General features: G+C 40.9%; 10 protein-coding genes. 4 read left to right on the top strand and 6 right to left on the bottom strand.

Features of this window, described 5'->3' with window-relative positions; translation table 11 throughout:
* The first annotated feature begins 15 nt into the window (after window positions 1-15).
* Together araA and ACYIAR_RS10095 are read left to right on the top strand one after the other, a co-directional pair.
* Window positions 16-1512, top strand: coding sequence for an L-arabinose isomerase (araA, locus tag ACYIAR_RS10100; RefSeq protein ID WP_480329377.1), 1497 nt, complete (start codon window positions 16-18; stop codon window positions 1510-1512).
* A gap of 369 nt (window positions 1513-1881) precedes the next feature.
* Window positions 1882-3537, top strand: coding sequence for a ribulokinase (locus tag ACYIAR_RS10095; protein ID WP_480329375.1), 1656 nt, complete (start codon window positions 1882-1884; stop codon window positions 3535-3537).
* A 78-nt stretch (window positions 3538-3615) separates the two neighbouring features.
* Here the strand turns inward: ACYIAR_RS10095 and ACYIAR_RS10090 are convergent, their stop codons facing one another.
* From ACYIAR_RS10090 to ACYIAR_RS10065, 6 genes are all read right to left on the bottom strand, one after another.
* Entirely contained in the window at window positions 3616-5457 is a 1842-nt protein-coding gene (locus ACYIAR_RS10090; protein ID WP_480329373.1) for a glycoside hydrolase family 13 protein, read from the bottom strand.
* A gap of 116 nt (window positions 5458-5573) precedes the next feature.
* Window positions 5574-6245: an ABC transporter ATP-binding protein gene (locus tag ACYIAR_RS10085; RefSeq protein ID WP_480329371.1), complete on the bottom strand. Its 672-nt coding sequence runs from the start codon at window positions 6243-6245 to the stop codon at window positions 5574-5576.
* A gap of 110 nt (window positions 6246-6355) precedes the next feature.
* Window positions 6356-8701 carry an ABC transporter permease gene (locus ACYIAR_RS10080; protein WP_480329370.1) on the bottom strand — a complete coding sequence of 782 codons (2346 nt, stop codon included), beginning with the start codon at window positions 8699-8701 and terminating at the stop codon, window positions 6356-6358.
* 176 nt (window positions 8702-8877) lie between these two features.
* Window positions 8878-11244, bottom strand: a complete 2367-nt coding sequence (locus ACYIAR_RS10075; protein ID WP_480329367.1) for an ABC transporter permease — start codon at window positions 11242-11244, stop codon at window positions 8878-8880.
* 94 nt (window positions 11245-11338) lie between these two features.
* Window positions 11339-12589 carry an efflux RND transporter periplasmic adaptor subunit gene (locus ACYIAR_RS10070; RefSeq protein WP_480329365.1) on the bottom strand — a complete coding sequence of 417 codons (1251 nt, stop codon included), beginning with the start codon at window positions 12587-12589 and terminating at the stop codon, window positions 11339-11341.
* Window positions 12590-12669: 80 nt separating this feature from the next.
* The gene (locus ACYIAR_RS10065) at window positions 12670-14121 is read right to left on the bottom strand and encodes a TolC family protein (RefSeq protein WP_480329363.1); all 1452 of its coding nucleotides are present in this window, start codon (window positions 14119-14121) and stop codon (window positions 12670-12672) included.
* 259 nt (window positions 14122-14380) lie between these two features.
* Here ACYIAR_RS10065 and ACYIAR_RS10060 point away from each other — a divergent pair, with 259 nt between their 5' ends.
* Both ACYIAR_RS10060 and ACYIAR_RS10055 read left to right on the top strand, forming a co-directional pair.
* Window positions 14381-15748 carry a sigma-54-dependent transcriptional regulator gene (locus ACYIAR_RS10060; protein WP_480329361.1) on the top strand — a complete coding sequence of 456 codons (1368 nt, stop codon included), beginning with the start codon at window positions 14381-14383 and terminating at the stop codon, window positions 15746-15748.
* The gene (locus tag ACYIAR_RS10055; RefSeq protein WP_480329359.1) at window positions 15745-17016 is read left to right on the top strand and encodes a sensor histidine kinase; all 1272 of its coding nucleotides are present in this window, start codon (window positions 15745-15747) and stop codon (window positions 17014-17016) included. The genes ACYIAR_RS10060 and ACYIAR_RS10055 overlap by 4 nt, the downstream gene beginning before the upstream one ends.
* Window positions 17017-17020 lie beyond the last annotated feature (4 nt).

The raw sequence follows: 17020 nt of genomic DNA, 5'->3' as shown, positions 1-17020 counted from the left end.
TAAAACTTAAATCCTATGAACTCTTATGATCAATTCGAAGTCTGGTTTATAACCGGAGCACAGTTATTGTATGGTGGCGACGCCGTAATCGCAGTAGACGCACATAGTAATGAAATGGTAGCAGGCTTGAATGCCACAGGCAATCTTCCTGTGAAGGTTGTTTATAAAGGAACAGTAAACTCAGCAAAAGAAGTGACAGCTGCTTTGAAAGCTGCAAACAACGATGATAAATGTATCGGTGTTATCACATGGATGCATACATTCTCACCTGCAAAAATGTGGATTCACGGCTTGCAGGAACTGAGAAAACCATTGTTGCACTTCCACACACAATATAACAAGGAAATTCCTTGGGATTCAATCGACATGGATTTCATGAACTTGAACCAGTCTGCTCACGGTGACCGCGAATTCGGACATATCTGCGCACGCATGAGAAAGAACCGCAAAATCGTTGTAGGCCACTGGCAGGACGAATCAGCTCAGAAGAAAATCGCTGCTTGGATGCGTGTATGTGCTGCTTGGGCTGATGCTCAGGATATGCTTATCTTGAGATTCGGTGACCAGATGAATAACGTAGCTGTTACAGATGGCGACAAAGTTTCTGCTGAACAAACTTTGGGATATCACGTTGACTATTGCCCAATCAATGACCTTATGGTTTATTATAAAGCTGTAAGCGATGAAGATACAAAAGCTTTGGTTGAACAATATTGGGCAGAATATGACCACGACCCAAAATTGGAAGAACCGGGAACAGAAGCATATACAAAAGTATGGAACTCTGCTAAGGCAGAAATCGCATTACGCCGCCTTTTGAAGGATAAAGGAGCAAAAGGTTTCACTACTAACTTCGACGACTTGGGCGAATTCGACCAGATTCCTGGTTTAGCTTCACAGAGATTGATGAGCGAAGGTTATGGTTTCGGCGCAGAAGGCGACTGGAAAACTGCGGCACTTTACCGTTCTATGTGGTTCATGAGCCAGGGCATGCCTAAAGGATGTTCTTTCCTTGAAGACTATACTTTGAATTTTGATGGCGAAAGAAGTGCAATTCTTCAGGCACATATGCTTGAAGTTTGTCCGCTTATCGCAGAACACAAACCTAAACTGGAAGTACACAGGCTGAGCATCGGTATTGACAGTGAAACTGCTCGCCTTGTGTTCACTAGCAAACAGGGTGAAGGTGTTGCTGCAACTATCGTTGATATGGGCAACCGTTTCCGTATGATTGTAAATGTTGTTGATTGTATCAAGAGCAAACCTCTGCCTAAACTTCCGGTTGCTTCTGCATTGTGGATTCCTCAACCAAATCTTGAAGTTGGTGCTGCTGCATGGATTATGGCTGGCGGTACTCATCATACTGCATTCTCTTTCGACCTTTCTGTTGAATATTTGCAGGATTTCGCAGATATCGCAGGTATCGAAATGGTTGTTATCGACAAGAATACCAACCTGAACGACTTCAAGAAAGAGCTTAGGATGAATGAAGTTTATTATATGTTGAGATAACAAGGTTTCAGAAACAAGTTGACAAGGCTACAGATACAAGGTAGAAAAGGCTGAAATCCTTTTTATAGGTGGGTGTTGCAAAACATAGGCTGAAAGCCTTACACAAATCCGCACATGCGGATTTGATAGCCCGGGGTATCAGCCCCGGGTTAACAATGACACCACCCCTCCCCCCAAAAAAGCCCTGAAGGGGCGACACAATGTTCAGTTGTGATTTGTAATCCCGTTGGAAAATGCGGATTGCAAATCCACCTAAACAAACCAACGGATTGCAAATCCGTTGGAACAAACCTTGTCAACTTGTCAACTCGTCAACTCAAAAACAAACTAATAAACTTAAAAACTCAAAAACTAATAAACTCAAATCCTATGTTCGTCATCGGTTTAGACTACGGAACCGACTCGGCACGCGCCGTAATAGTGAATGCCGAAACGGGAAAAACTATAGCCACTGCGGTTAAATATTATCCGCGATGGAAGGAAGGGAAATATTGCAACCCTTCAATCAACCAGTACAGACAGCATCCGCAGGATTATATAGACGTACTGATTGCAACTGTTCGTGAAGCATTGGCTGAATGCCCTGAAGGAACAGCAGAAAAAGTAGTCGGTATAGCATTCGACACTACCGGCTCAACTCCTGTATTCACAGACAAGAATGGAGTGCCTCTATCTATGTTGCCTGAATTTGCTGAAAATCCTAATGCAATGTTCGTTTTGTGGAAAGACCACACTGCAGTAAACGAAGCTGCTGAAATCAACGCTCTTTGCAAGAAATGGGATATCGACTATTCTGCATACGAAGGAGGAATCTATTCCTCTGAATGGTATTGGGCAAAGGCTCTTCATGTTCTGCGTGAAGATGAAGCTGTCAGAAAGGCTGCATATTCAATCGTTGAACATTGCGAATGGCTTCCGGCATTACTGACAGGAGTTTCATCATCAAAAGACATTGTGCGTAGCCGTTGTGCTTGCGGTCACAAAGCCATGTGGCATCCTAAATGGGGCGGTCTGCCAAGTGAAGAATTCCTTACTGAGCTGGACCCACTTCTTGCAGGATTCAGAGAAAGACTATTCACCGACACAGAAACTGCAGATAAACCAGTCGGCCATCTTACTGAAGAATGGGCAGAAAAATTGGGACTTACAACTAATGTCGTTGTTGCCGGTGGAGCTTTCGATTGCCATATGGGAGCAGTAGGAGCTGGAGTAACTCCTCATACTTTTGTCCGCGTTATAGGAACATCAACTTGCGACGTGATGGTGGCTTCGTATGAAGAAATCGGAGATAATCTTATCAAAGGTATTTGCGGTCAGGTGGATGGTTCTGTAATCCCTGGAATGGTTGGTCTGGAAGCAGGTCAGTCTGCATTCGGTGATGTATATGCCTGGTTCAAGAAAGTCCTTGAGTTCCCGCTAAAGAATATTCTGGCTAAATCATCAATCATTGATGAAGAAACAAAGAAGAAACTTATTGAGGAAACTTCAGACAGAATCATACCTGAACTTACTGCCGAAGCAGAAAAAATTCCAATGGAAGAAAGTACAATCATTGCAACAGACTGGATCAATGGCCGTCGTACTCCGGATGCAAACCAGATGCTGAAAGGAAGTATCACTGGTCTGAGTCTCGGTTCTGACGCTCCACGAATCTTCCGTGCATTGGTTGAAGCAACGGCTTTCGGAGGAAAAGCTATTGTGGACCGTTTCCGCAACGAAGGTGTGAAAATTGACAATGTAATTGGAATCGGAGGTATTGCTCTGAAATCTCCTTTCGTAATGCAGACATTGAGCGACGTTCTGAATATGCCTGTGAAAGTGTGCAACACCGACCAGGCTTGTGCATTGGGAGCAGCAATGTTTGCAGCAACAGCTGCCGGCGTATATCCTAAGGTAGAAGATGCTATTGCAGCTATGAATTCAGGCTTTGCCAAAGAATATTATCCTGATGCTGCACGTGCGGCTGTATATCAGGGATTGTATGAGAAATATCTTGCTCTTGGCAAGTTCACTGAAAAGAATTGATTCAGTTTCACAAGACTAACTATAAGTTGACGAGTTGACAAGGAGAATCTAAACATCTTCTCCTTGTCAACTTGAAATTTAGAGAAGCTCCAAAATATAAATACCACGTGCAGGAATTTCAACAGTTCCGTCAACCGGAACAGTAGTTTCTGTTATAACATCCTTTCCCGAACGAGAATCCTTTATAACCTCATGGAAGCGTTTCATATCTAATGCCTTATTCTGATTTGTTCCATTCATTAAAACCAGGACAGTCTTGTCTCCTTTAATTCTTGCATATACATAACAACCAGACTGGTCCGGAGTATAATGGATTAGTTTTCCTTCTTTCACTGCATCACAACCTTTCCTCCAGTTCAAGAGTTTTTTCATATAGTTCCATGCTTCATTCTGCAAATCCGTACGTCCTTCGGCAGTGAAAGCATTCTTTGGGTCGCCACTCCAGCCTCCAGGAAAATCTGTGCGGATAACACCGTCACCTTCCGCTTTGGTTCCATACATCAGGATTTCCGTTCCATAATAAATCTGAGGTATTCCGCGTGTAGTCAATAAAAATGCTATTGCCTGTTTATATCTTCTCAAGTCAGATTCTCCTTTTCGCATAAAACGGCCTAAGTCATGATTATCCAGGAAAGTCAAAATATTGTTTGGGTCTGAAAACATAAAATCCTGGGCAATCACTTCATAAATCTTGAACAAACCTGCTTCTGAACCTTCACTGCTTGAACATTCATCCACAAATGCCTTTTGGCAAGTGAAAGTCAAATCAAAATCCATTACCGTTTTCAGGTTACTGTTTGATTCATTCAATTTTGAATCCCTTTGCCACCAGGCAGAAGCTGTCCCTCTCGGATACCACGCCTCACCCACAATATTGAAGTCCGGATATTCATTTTCCACTTCCTTACACCATGCAGCCATAAATTCAGAATCTGCATAAGGATGAGTATCCTGGCGAATACCATCTATACGTGCATATTCAATCCACCAGATACTGTTCTGAACCAAATAGCGTGCCAAATGCTTGTTCTTTTGGTTCAAGTCCGGCATACCTCTGGTGAACCATCCGTTAACCAGAATATCCTTTTCTGATTTAGGAGCATGAACATCCATAAGAGTCCACTTATAATGATTTGTCTGAACATAGTTTTCCTGATTGTTCAACCAATCCGAAGAAGGGAAATCCTTCAGCCACCAGTGAGAACTGCCGCAATGGTTGAAAATCATATCCATCACAACTTTCAGACCTTTTTCATGTGCTTTATCTACAAGCTCACAATATTCTTCGTTTGTTCCAAAACGAGGATCCACCTGATAAAAATCCGTAATAGCATATCCATGATAAGAACCACCTGGCATCCTGTTCTCCAACACTGGATTCAACCAGATTGTAGTAAAGCCTAAATCGCGAATATAATCCAACTTATTTATAATACCGCGTAAGTCACCACCATGACGTGCACCAGCCTTTGAACGGTCAATTTTCACATCATCCAGATTATCATTTGACGGATCTGCATTTGCAAAACGGTCCGGAGTTATCAGATACATAACATCCGCAGAAGAAAAACCGGCAGCTCCAGGTTTTTTATTCCTTTCCTTCAACTCAAAATTCTTGGTTAGACTTTCTTTTCCTTTCTGGAATGTCAAATTCATTACTCCTGGAGAAGCTTCCTTGGATATATCCAAATAAATAAACAGATAATTGGGATTTTCCAACTCAACAACTTCCTTGATTTTTACTCCCGGATAATCAATATGCACCTTTGACTCTGCAATATTATCACCATACACCATAATCTGTAATTCCGGATTTTTCATTCCTACCCACCAGCAGGAAGGCTCCATCCTTGACACCTCAATGGAATATACAGAACAAACACTCAAAAAACATAAGAGAAATAATACTAGCTTTTTCATATATAAATATTTAGCGTTACAAAAACTAAGTTTCAGATAAAATTAACGCTTTTATCGCTATGTTCATAATTTCTCTTATATCTTTTGATTTTCTTACTTAAAATTATAGGACCTGATTAATTGTATTCCGAAACTATCTGACCGTCGAAAAGGTTAATAATTCTTCCGGCATATCCGGCATCATGTTGAGAATGCGTAACCATAACCACAGTTGTTCCTTCATGGTTTAGTTCCGTAAGAAGTTCCATCACTTCTTTTCCATTGCGAGAATCAAGATTTCCGGTTGGCTCGTCGGCTAATATAAGTTTTGGATTTGCCACAACGGCACGTGCTATTGCCACACGCTGCTGCTGACCTCCGGAAAGCTGCTGAGGGAAGTGCTTGGCACGATGGGCAATAGACATTCTTTCCATTGCTTCCTCTACCCTGCGCTTACGTTCATCAGAAGGAATTCCCATATAAAGGAGCGGAAGCTCTATGTTCTCATACACATTCAGCTCATCAATCAGGTTGAAACTCTGGAACACAAAGCCAATAACTCCTTTCCTCAGATTCGTACGCTCGGCTTCTGAGTATTTGGATACCTCGACTCCGTCCAGATAATATGTTCCTTCCGTAGGATTATCCAACAATCCCAGGATGTTCATCAACGTGGACTTGCCGCAACCGGATGGTCCCATTATGGCTACAAATTCGCCTTTTTTCACTTCGATATTTACGTTGTTCAACGCCCAAGTTTCCACTTCGTCTGTGCGGAATACTTTCTTTAAATTTTCTGTTTTAAGCATATGTTTTGAGTTTTTGAGGTTATTAGTTTTTAAGTTTTTGAGTTATTAGTTGACAAGGGGACAAGTTGACAAGGCTTCAGGAAATAAGATATTTCTTCTTGACTCCTTGACTACTTAACTTCTTGACTCCTTTTTAAACACGATGAATTAATACCAACCGTAACTACCGCAACAATCCATACTGCAAATAATGGCAGGATAAAATCAAATAGAGAAAATGAAACATGATATGCAAACTGTTCAAGCCATGAAGAGACCAATCCATATGTAACAGGTAATGCCATCAGATAAGCAATCGTTGCCTGTATTATGAACGGCTTGTTCAACAGCCAAAGAATATCACGGTTGTTTGCTCCGTGAATCTTGCGTATCCGTATCTCACGGCTTCTCTGTCGGATTGCATACCAGGATATTCCCATCAATCCAAACAAAGTAAGCAACAAGCCTATTACTGCATAAATGGTTATAATCTCCGAATAAGAAGTGAAGCGTTTGTTTTTATCCATAAAATCCGAATACATATCTATGTATTTGAAATCAACGCCTTCGTTCACTTCTTCCCATTTTGTTTTGATGCGGCTTATAGTTTCTTCCTTATTCTGGATATCCATCTTTATATGTAGCACATTTGCCTTAGCCATTTCGGATGCTGGCGGCAAATAAATGACAGCAGGAGTTATTTCATTTTCCAAGGAATTGACCGGAAAATCATTTATTACTCCACCTACCACATATAATGAATCTGCCAATTCATCAAATTCCCTCAATGTTCTCCCTATTGGATCTACTCCTTCAGGAACAAGATTACGCACGTAACTTTCATTTACCAATGCAGGATATGAAAACTGCTGATGAAGCTTATCCGGAGAATATCCCGACAACTGGCGTAATCCCATAGTTCTGACCAGAGAGGTATCGCTATATATCATAAGCAGGAAGCTGTGTTTTTCCGAACCGTCATATTGAGGTATATTCAATTCTCTGATAAAAGAATACAATATCGAGCTTTTCGACAGGGTTACGGATTTTATTCCTTCCACATCTTCCTCCAGCGCTGCCTTCATAGGCGCTGCGGGTGGTGCAAACATATCTCCAATTTCAATCAGTCCCTCATAATGACAAGCCCTGCTAACAATCAGTTCTTTCTGCTTATATGCCATATCTGTAGCCAACACCAAAGCACAAGCAATAGCAAACTGTACAACAACTAGCGCACCGACAAAAAGCTGTCTGTTTCGTCCCGTATATGTAGTCCTATATTCCGAATAATCCATTTTCATCAGCCGGCGGCTCGCATACCATGCAGGGATAACGGCAATCACCAACATAAAAACAACAAGTATCGGAAACATCATTCCACTGAAGAAAAACGAGAATGTAAGACGTGAACCAAGTACGGAATTAAAATAAGGTAACACGTCCGCTATTATAATCATTGAGAACAGAAACGAAATGATAACAGTCAGCAACACGTCACCAAACAACTGCGTACGTATTTCCCTCATCGAGCCTCCCATAAGTTTTTCCACATGGATCATCTTCAACTGCTGCATCATCCGGCTAATATTCATATTCGTATAATTGCAGCAGGCAATCACCAGAATAAGTAATGCGGACAGAATCCCGGCATACAACAACTGTACTTGTGCTTGCTGTATGAAAGGCAATGGCTGCTGGCTTGTTCCTTTTGCGGAAACAAAATACAAATCAGAAAGCTTATCAACATAATATTGCGTTTGTCCCGGCAATAAAGTCTTTATGGATTCATCAGCACGGATGGCAGACTCTATTTTTGACGGAGAAACGCCATTCGACAATCTTATAAAAGTCACTCCTCCATAATAATCATCGGACAGCTTTGAAAGCATATCAAATTTCAGCAACGACTGAGTGTTATCCTCCACTATCGCAACCACCTCAACAATCTTCATCCCTTCATCAAAATGAATTTTCAAAGACTTTCCCAATGGATTGTCGTTTCCAAACATACGCTTGGAGTATGACCGGCTCATTGCAACCTTATCCGGCTTGCCTAGTGCCTGCGACAAATCACCGGATACAACAGTCATAGGGAAAAAGCTGTTCAATGTGGAATCCACTCCTATAATATTCAAATTGTCCGAAGTCTGTCCGTCATATTCCACAGAAGCATTCCCGAAACTTTGTATTCTGAAATAATCCTCTACTCCGGGAATTGTTTCCTTTATCTTCATAGAAGCATCACCTGCAGCATAAGCTACTTTCTGGTCTCGTTCAAACGGATTATCCTGCCGCAGACAGAAAATACGATCTTTATATGGATTGCCTTCCTCTATGAAATAATCATGTACGAAATATGTCATCAAAAGATTAGTCCCAGCCAATCCGATTGAAAGACTTGTCACCGCTATGAGGAAAAACAGTTTGTTTCTCCACCAACTACGGAAAATCATTTTGAGAGTAAATGCAAGGGGCATATGTTTTGAGTTTTTGAGTTTTTAAGTTTTTAAGTTTATTAGTTGACAAGTTGACGAGTTGACAAGGCTACAAGAAATAAGATATTTCTTCTTGACTTCTTAACTACTTAACTTCTTGACTCCTTAGAGTTGACAAGGCTTCAGATACAAGGTAATTCCACTTGTTTCCTTGTCAACTATTCTGTTTTAATTGTCTCTGCCGGATTTATACTTGCCGCCTTATGGACTTGCCAGTATAATGTTCCTAAAGAAATCACTGTAACTATTACAAAAGCAAACAGGAAGATATCAATACCTACCTGAGCCTTAACAACAAAATTATCTGTATAGCTGAAAATCAACATCAATGACAACGGAATGGAAACTATAAAGGATATTATCAGTAACATAAGATATTTCCTTAAAAACATCAGATTTATTTCCTTGAATCCGGCTCCATTTATTTTGCGTATTGCAATTTCCTTATAATGCTGCCGCATATCAAACAATGAGATTCCGAACAGTCCAAGGCAAGAGACCACTATAGCAACTATGGCAAATACGGTGTAAATATTAGCTATACGTCTGTCATTCGCATACAATTTAGCTACATCATCCTCAAGCATAGTATAAGAGAAATCTCCACTGCCATACACATCTTTTTCTACTTTTTCCAAATAAGATAAAACATTCTTAACCTTTCCCGGAACACAAGCAATCTGATAAAAATCCCCACTTATATTCTCCATAACAAAGAATACCGTTGGTTTCTTGCCTAAAGAGAGGTGACCTCCGTAATAGTCTTCTACAACTGCAACAACAGGGAATGTCGCATTCTGTCTTCCTCTCGACATCATTGGAGTTTCTTCAGTTATAACAGCGCCCTGAATATTATCGTAACCCAGCAAATCCATTGCAGCCCTATTTAAAACGGCAACACAAAATGCTCCATCAAAACTTAATTTATCTCCAGATGCACATTCTTGAAAACGGATATCATACAAGTCAAAAAAACGAGGAGAAGCAAGACGCATATTCAATGTGAATTTCTGTCCTTCTCCATTAAAGAAATTACTTTCATAATCACCGTTTAAAATATCAATATAGCTTGCTTCCCACTGTTCTATATCAGGGCACGAAGACAACTTGGCGTCAATCGCTGAAACTCGTTGCATTCTTTGTTGCATATATTCGGGTGTATAGCTCTGGAAATCTTTTGATTCATAAACCAGATTTGCAATTATCACATCTTTAGTTCTGAAACCTGGCTCTGTATTGAGCATGACTTCTAGTTGATTATTAAAATAAAAAGACATAGACAACAACAAAAACGTCAAAACATACTGAACACTCAAGAATACTTTACGCATCCGTACCGACGATATACTAAGACTGACAGAACGTATAGATAATACCGGCGACGTATTGCTATATTTCCAGTAAGGATAAATCGAAGTCAATATCGGAACTACAATAAGAATAGCCAATGCTGACAAGAAATCAAACATTTTATATTCATATGTTATATCTAACATATCTCCGAGAGGAATAATCATTATTTCCATAAAAAGCCAGGCTATTACCAGAGAAAGAGCCATCAATAGAAAATTCTCTGTCCATATCTGCAGAAAGACATTCCTGCCGGAAGCTCCGAAAACCCGTTTCAAGCCGTATTCCTTTCCTCGTTTCAGCAATGTTATCAAATAAATATTCACGAAATTAAGAAGGCCTGTTACAAACAACAACAGACAAACTCCAGTCGTAATCATCAGGTAAAAACGATTTCCGCCATAAATCATATCCGTCAATTCCCTTTTCAAAGACTGGTCAAGATAAACATCTTTTACAGGAATAAACTCAAATGTAAATTCACGCGAATCAGCATCTGAAGGATAAAGTTTATGCTGTTTGTTTCCTTCCATATTCAACTTTGACACATCTGTTCCTTCTGTAAATGAATAGAATTCCATTGGCGTCATATTTCCTCCTACAAATGAAATCGGTACCAGTATATCAAAGTTTATCGAAGTCTTATTCTCTGGTTGATTCAATATTCCTTTTACCACCAATTCTTTACCGTTCGAATATCCTATAACCTTCCCTACCGGATTTTCTTTTCCAAAAACCTTATCAGCAAAATCTTTCATTAACCATACAGACTCCGGAATATCCATATCTGTTGTTCCTTGCAATAGCTTATAGTCAAAAAACTTGAAGAATAAACTATCTATGCCAAGCGTGCGGGTAACAAACCGATGTTCCCCGTTTATAATAAAATCATTCTGTGAAGGAAGGATACGGGTTGAATTCTTTATTGACGATACATCTATACCAACACTTTGTTTATCCTTTATCTCTCCCAAATATGAATTTCCCTGCATATTCATTTTCACAGCATATATATTCTCCCTGTCCACACAATGAGTATCCACTGTCAACTCTCTATGGATATAATGAACAAGTAACAGGCAACAAGCCAGACTAAACGACAAGCCTATAAGATTTATTGTCGTATAAGTCTTTGAACGAAACAAATAACGAATAGCGTGTTTAAGTGTTTTCATAATGTTAGTTATTAAGTTTATTAGTTCATTTGTTGACAAGACCTCAAATACAAATTTTTTATTCGCTCATAACACCTTGTCAATTTGTTTAGTTTCACCTCAACTCCAGCACCTCCGCCCCTCCAAATTTATCATATCCCGAGACTATCACAAACTCTCCGGGTTGCAATCCGTCAGTCACTTCATACTGGCGAGGGTTTTGCCGTCCAATGCTCAGGGGAACTTTCACTGCTTTGGTTTTATCCGCATTCACCTTATAAATCCATTGCCCTCCGGTCTGCTGATAGAAATTTCCACGAGGTATGACAATTGTTTTTTCGGGCTGACCGAGTTCAATCTGTACTCTATAGCTTTTCCCGAGGCGGACATTCTCGGGCATTTCTCCGGTAAACACCAAATCGACCTCGAAAAGGCGGTCTTTCACTTCAGGAATGACCTTGCTAACTTTCAAAGGATAGCGTTTTCCCTGATAAGTAATTGTCGCCGGCAATCCGCTCGTCACCCTGTCGATATAATATTCGCTGATTGAGGTGTTGATTTTAAACTGGTCCATAACCTTCACTTCAGCTATATTCTCTCCGGCTGTTACCTGCTGGCCGGGAGTAACCTTTACGAAACTCAACTGACCGTCCAACGGTGAACGAACCACCAAATCTTCCATTCTCTGCCGGCTTCTCAAAAGTTTTTTCTCCTCACGATTGAAATCGTTCAGAAGAAGCTCTTTCCTTATTATCGTCATCGCCGAATCACTTTGCAGGCTTTTCAGTTTCAGGCGTGTGGATTCTGTTTTATAACGGAATTCATCTTCCGACACTTCCAACTGTGCCTTGCTGCGGATACCCATCGCATATTCTTCTTTCTCCAGCGAGAAACTTTTACGGATTTTGTTCAATTCATATTCGGCTTCGAGAGTTTGCTGTTTCAGCGTAAGGCTTTTCTGTTCCATTTCCAGAGCCTTTTCCTGATAGGATATACGCTGCTTTTCCCACTCATCCTGCTGGTCTTCTATCTCACGCAGCAGATTGGGATTAGTGAGAGTGAGTATCGTATCTCCTTTTTTAAGCAGACTGCCTTCCTCTCCGACTATTCGGTCCACGTTCCCAGCCTCACGCGAGTTTACAACTATAGTAAGTATGGGATGCACCACGCCTTCTACATCAACAAATTCCATAAAATCATCGTTCCGGACTTCCTCTATCATGATTTCATCAGAACTGATACGCAGACGGCTTGGTCCTGAGGCAAGGACGATTACGTATATCAATCCTATAAAAAGCAATGCTCCTCCGATGATATGATAACGGTATCTGATATACCAGGGTTTCTTTTCCAGTTTGATATCCATTTTAAGTTTTTGAGTTTTTAAGTTTATTAGTTTTTGAGTTATATTATTTTTCAACATGGAGACACGGAAACTCGTAGATTTTATAAATAGGATATTTCTATTTCACATCCATTCCTGAAATCATACTGTGTCATACTCCTCAATCCGAAATACAATGTCCAGTAAGTTTTCATCGCAGATAAGCAATTACGTCGTGCTGAGTCTTTCTCAGCAGTGGCAGCATTCAAATCCAGTATGGATGATTTACCCATCAGATAAAGTTTCATTGCCACGTCATAACGCTTACGAGCCGTTTCATCTGTCTTGATTGCCACCTCAACCTGTTTAGCCTGGAGATTGAACTGACGCACCATCTTATGCACATTAAGCTCGAAGTCCGTCAACGCCTGCCCTACCTGCGTTTCCACAAGTTCAATTTGAGATTTTGCTACACGAACCTTTCCTTTTCCCTTTCCCCAATCGAGGATAGGAACAGCCAATGAAAGACTTACATATTGCTGGTTCATAGGATTGCGGTATGAAACAAGGAGTTCGTTTCCTGTTTGCGACAAGCCAAATTGCAAATACAAATCCGCTTTCAAACCTCGTTCCGCCCTTGCCGCCGCAAGGTTACTTTTGCTTTCCAAGCGCAAGCGTTCGTATGTCTCCATTTCGGGACTGTTCTCGTAGGCAAGAGCCAAAGCCTTGTCCAGAGGAACCTCAAAAGGCTCTATATCTTCAGGGTTGAGTGTAACTTCTATTTCTGTCCCGTCTCTTATACCAAGGAATGAACGGAAAGTAAGCATGGCGTCGTCCACCTCAATACTGGCTTTCATCATATTAGTTTCCTCATTCAACTTGTTTACCTCAAGTTGGAGCATCTCATTCTCCGTTATACTTCCTATTTCATATCTTCCACGGGCATATCTGTATAAAGTATCTGCCGAAGCATAATTAGCCTCAGCTATTTTCAGATTAGCCTGTGCCGTTGCAAGATTGAAAAACAGTTCGCAAGTCTTGGCGGAAATAAGCTCCAATGTTTCCGCATATGTCTTACGGGCTTCTTTGAAACGTACCGGCTCAATCTTCCTGTCCCACTTAAGGCTGTTATATCCAAATATTGATTGGCTGTAACCTATTGAGAATGGTATCGTGCTGTATGATTTTGATTTCGACGAGAGCTCGTCAATCCTTTGGGTTCCGGTCTGCACAAAGACGTTTCCGCCCGTAAACCATATATTCTGGCTAATCTCCAGTGAAAGGTTCGTGCTCAGCTGATTCTGCCGGATAAACTGCTCCGTTCCGTCTGGCTGGGTAATCTTGTTTATCTGCCTATTCAGAAAAGGGGTGGAAACAAGACTCACTCCCGGAAGATAATTTGCCTTATATGCCCTATAACTCCAATAAGCTGCGCGATAAGTATGCTCGGCAGCCCTTGCCTCAGGCGAAAAATCCTGTGCCATTTTTATTGACTCCCATAAGGTAAGCTGAATGGTGTTCTGTGCAGCCATGGACAAAGGGAGCAATAGAAGTATGAGAGCCTTTAAGTACATATATTTTGAGTTTATTAGTTTTTGAGTTTTTAAGTTTATTAGTTGACAAGTATTTATCAACACAGAGTCACAGAGAATTAATTTTCAATTTACCAACGACTCTGCGCTGAATTAAATTCAAAAACCATGCCACAACGATAACTTAATATATTACAAGGCAATACTCATAAATCTTCTTCTTCATCCTAGTGCGAAAGCGCACAAAAATCGTGCGTTATCGCACACACAACCTATGCATATAACTTATATATTTGCCAATATGGAAAACAAAGGGAAAATATTAATAATCGACGATAACGAAGATGTGCTCTTCGCTCTTAATCTTCTGCTCGAACCTTATGTGGAGAAGATAAAGGTGACTACACAGCCGTCGCGCATCGAGCATTTCATGCACAGTTTCAATCCGGATGTAATTCTTTTGGATATGAATTTTAAGCGTGATGCCGTAAGCGGACAGGAAGGTTTTGAATGTCTTGAACAGATTCTTGCCATCAATCCTGACGCAATTGTGATATTCATGACTGCATATTCAGATACGGAAAAAGCTGTAAAGGCTATCAAGGCAGGAGCCACAGACTTCATCTCAAAACCATGGGAAAAGGAAAAACTGCTTGCAACTCTTTCGTCGGCTATTAAGCTAAGCTTATCAAGGAAAGAAGTAGGAAGGCTACAGGAGAAAATGAACGTAATCAACTCCGGGAGCGATTCACCTCTGCTTATTGGCGAATCTCCAGAGATGATAAAGATAAAAGATACCATCATCCGGCTTTCCGAAACAGATGCGAATATCCTGATAACCGGGGAAAACGGGACGGGTAAAGACGTGGTGGCTCGCCTGCTCAAACATTATTCTCCGCGCAGCAACGAGACTTTCATCACAATAGACCTCGGCAGTATTCCGGAACAACTCTTCGAAAGCGAACTTTTCGGATATGAGAAGGGAGCTTTCACAGATGCCCGCAAGTCAAAACCCGGACGTTTCGAAGCAGCAAACGGCGGCACTCTTTTTCTCGACGAAATAGGAAATCTCTCAATGCCTATGCAGGCGAAGTTGCTGACGGCTATAGAGAAGCGTTATATAACTCGTCTGGGCGCAGTTGAAAATATACCGGTAGATGTTCGCCTTATTTGTGCTACAAATGCCAACCTTGGCGATATGGTTTCAGAAGGAAGTTTCAGGCAGGATTTATTATACAGGATAAATACGATTGAGATTAAAATACCGCCTCTCCGCGAACGTGGCAACGACATCATCCTGCTGTCCGAACATTTCCTGAAACATTATAACAGGAAATACAGGAAGAATATAAGTGGTATTACTCGTGAGGCAGAATCGAAGCTGCTAAAATACAACTGGCCGGGCAACGTAAGAGAGTTGCAGAATGTTATCGAGCGTGCCGTCATACTTGCCGGAGGGAATATGTTGCGCCCTGCGGATTTTCCTCTTTATCCTTCAAGCGCAGAAAAGAGAAAAAGTACCGACGAAATCCTGAATCTTGAACAGGTAGAGAAAAACGCTATTGAACGTGCAATGCGCCTCAGCAGCGGAAATATCAGCTATGCAGCAGAACTTCTGGGTATAACCAGATTCTCTCTTTATCGGAAAATAGAAAAATACAAATTATGAGAACATATATATTCAAGCTTTCAGCTCATATAGCCGGACTCATTGTCTTGTCTGTGGCTCTTGCCTATGGCATTGCCGCAGATATACTTTTCTGTATCGTAGTTCCTGTCCTGTTAATAATATGTATAGCCATAAGTCTGTATATGATGCAGATGAAACAGTTGAAAAGCTGGAAATATCTCGTAAACTGTATCAGGCAGAACGACCTCACTCAAACCATCAGACCACCTTTCAGCGACAGTGAAATGACCGAACTTGCCGACGAACTCTCTGCCGCGCTACGGAAACTTAGTGACAAGTTCACTACACAGGAGATGAAAAGGCATTTCTATGAAAACCTTCTCTCCAAAACAGAAAACGCGATGATTGTATGTAGCAGTAACGGGAAAATAGAATGGTGCAACAAAGCCTCTGTAAATATTATAGGCAATAAACCTTTTATTCCGGAAAATATCCTTTCTGCCGTAAATAACAACGAAAAAGTGATACGAATGGACAACGACTCCTATCCAATAGAATTGTCTGTCGAAACTAGCCGTATATTCATAAAAGGAATAGAGCACCGGATTGTATGCCTGAAAAACATACATCACGCCCTGGAAAGGAAAGAGATGGAAGCATGGCAAAAACTTATCAGAGTTCTTACGCACGAAATCATGAATTCCATAACTCCTATCATCTCTCTTTCGGAAACACTTAGCGAGCGTTGCAACACAGCAGATTCAGTATACGACACTGCTACGGTACGTCATGGTATTGAAGTGATTCACCGCCGTAGCAAAGGTTTGCTTGATTTTGTAGAGAATTATCGCCGGCTTACACGTGTTGCTCCTCCGGTGAAAAACAAAATACCAATCAAGGATTTCTTTTCAGATTTGAAGAAACTTTTTCCGCAGCCTTTCATATCTTTCAGTTTGAAAAACGAAGGCTTATGCTTCTACGCAGACCGTTCACAAATGGAACAGGTATTTATAAACCTTATTAAAAACGCTATCGAAGCTTGTGCCTCCAAAGAAAATCCGGCAATAGGAATCTCCGCCAAAATGGAACAAGATAAAATCATATCCTCAGTCTCCGACAATGGCGAAGGCATTCTGCCGGAAGTTATGGATCGTATTTTCATTCCTTTCTTCACCACTCGTCATTCCGGTTCCGGAATCGGTCTCAGTCTTTGCCGCCAGATTATAACTATGCATGGAGGAAGTATATATGCTACTTCCAAAGATGGAGAAGGAAGCACGTTTGTTATTGAAGCAGAGAGCGTATAAAAAA

It is taken from the genome of Parabacteroides sp. KHUB-01 (genome assembly GCF_056640935.1).
This window is presented reverse-complemented; position numbering and strand designations above follow the sequence as displayed.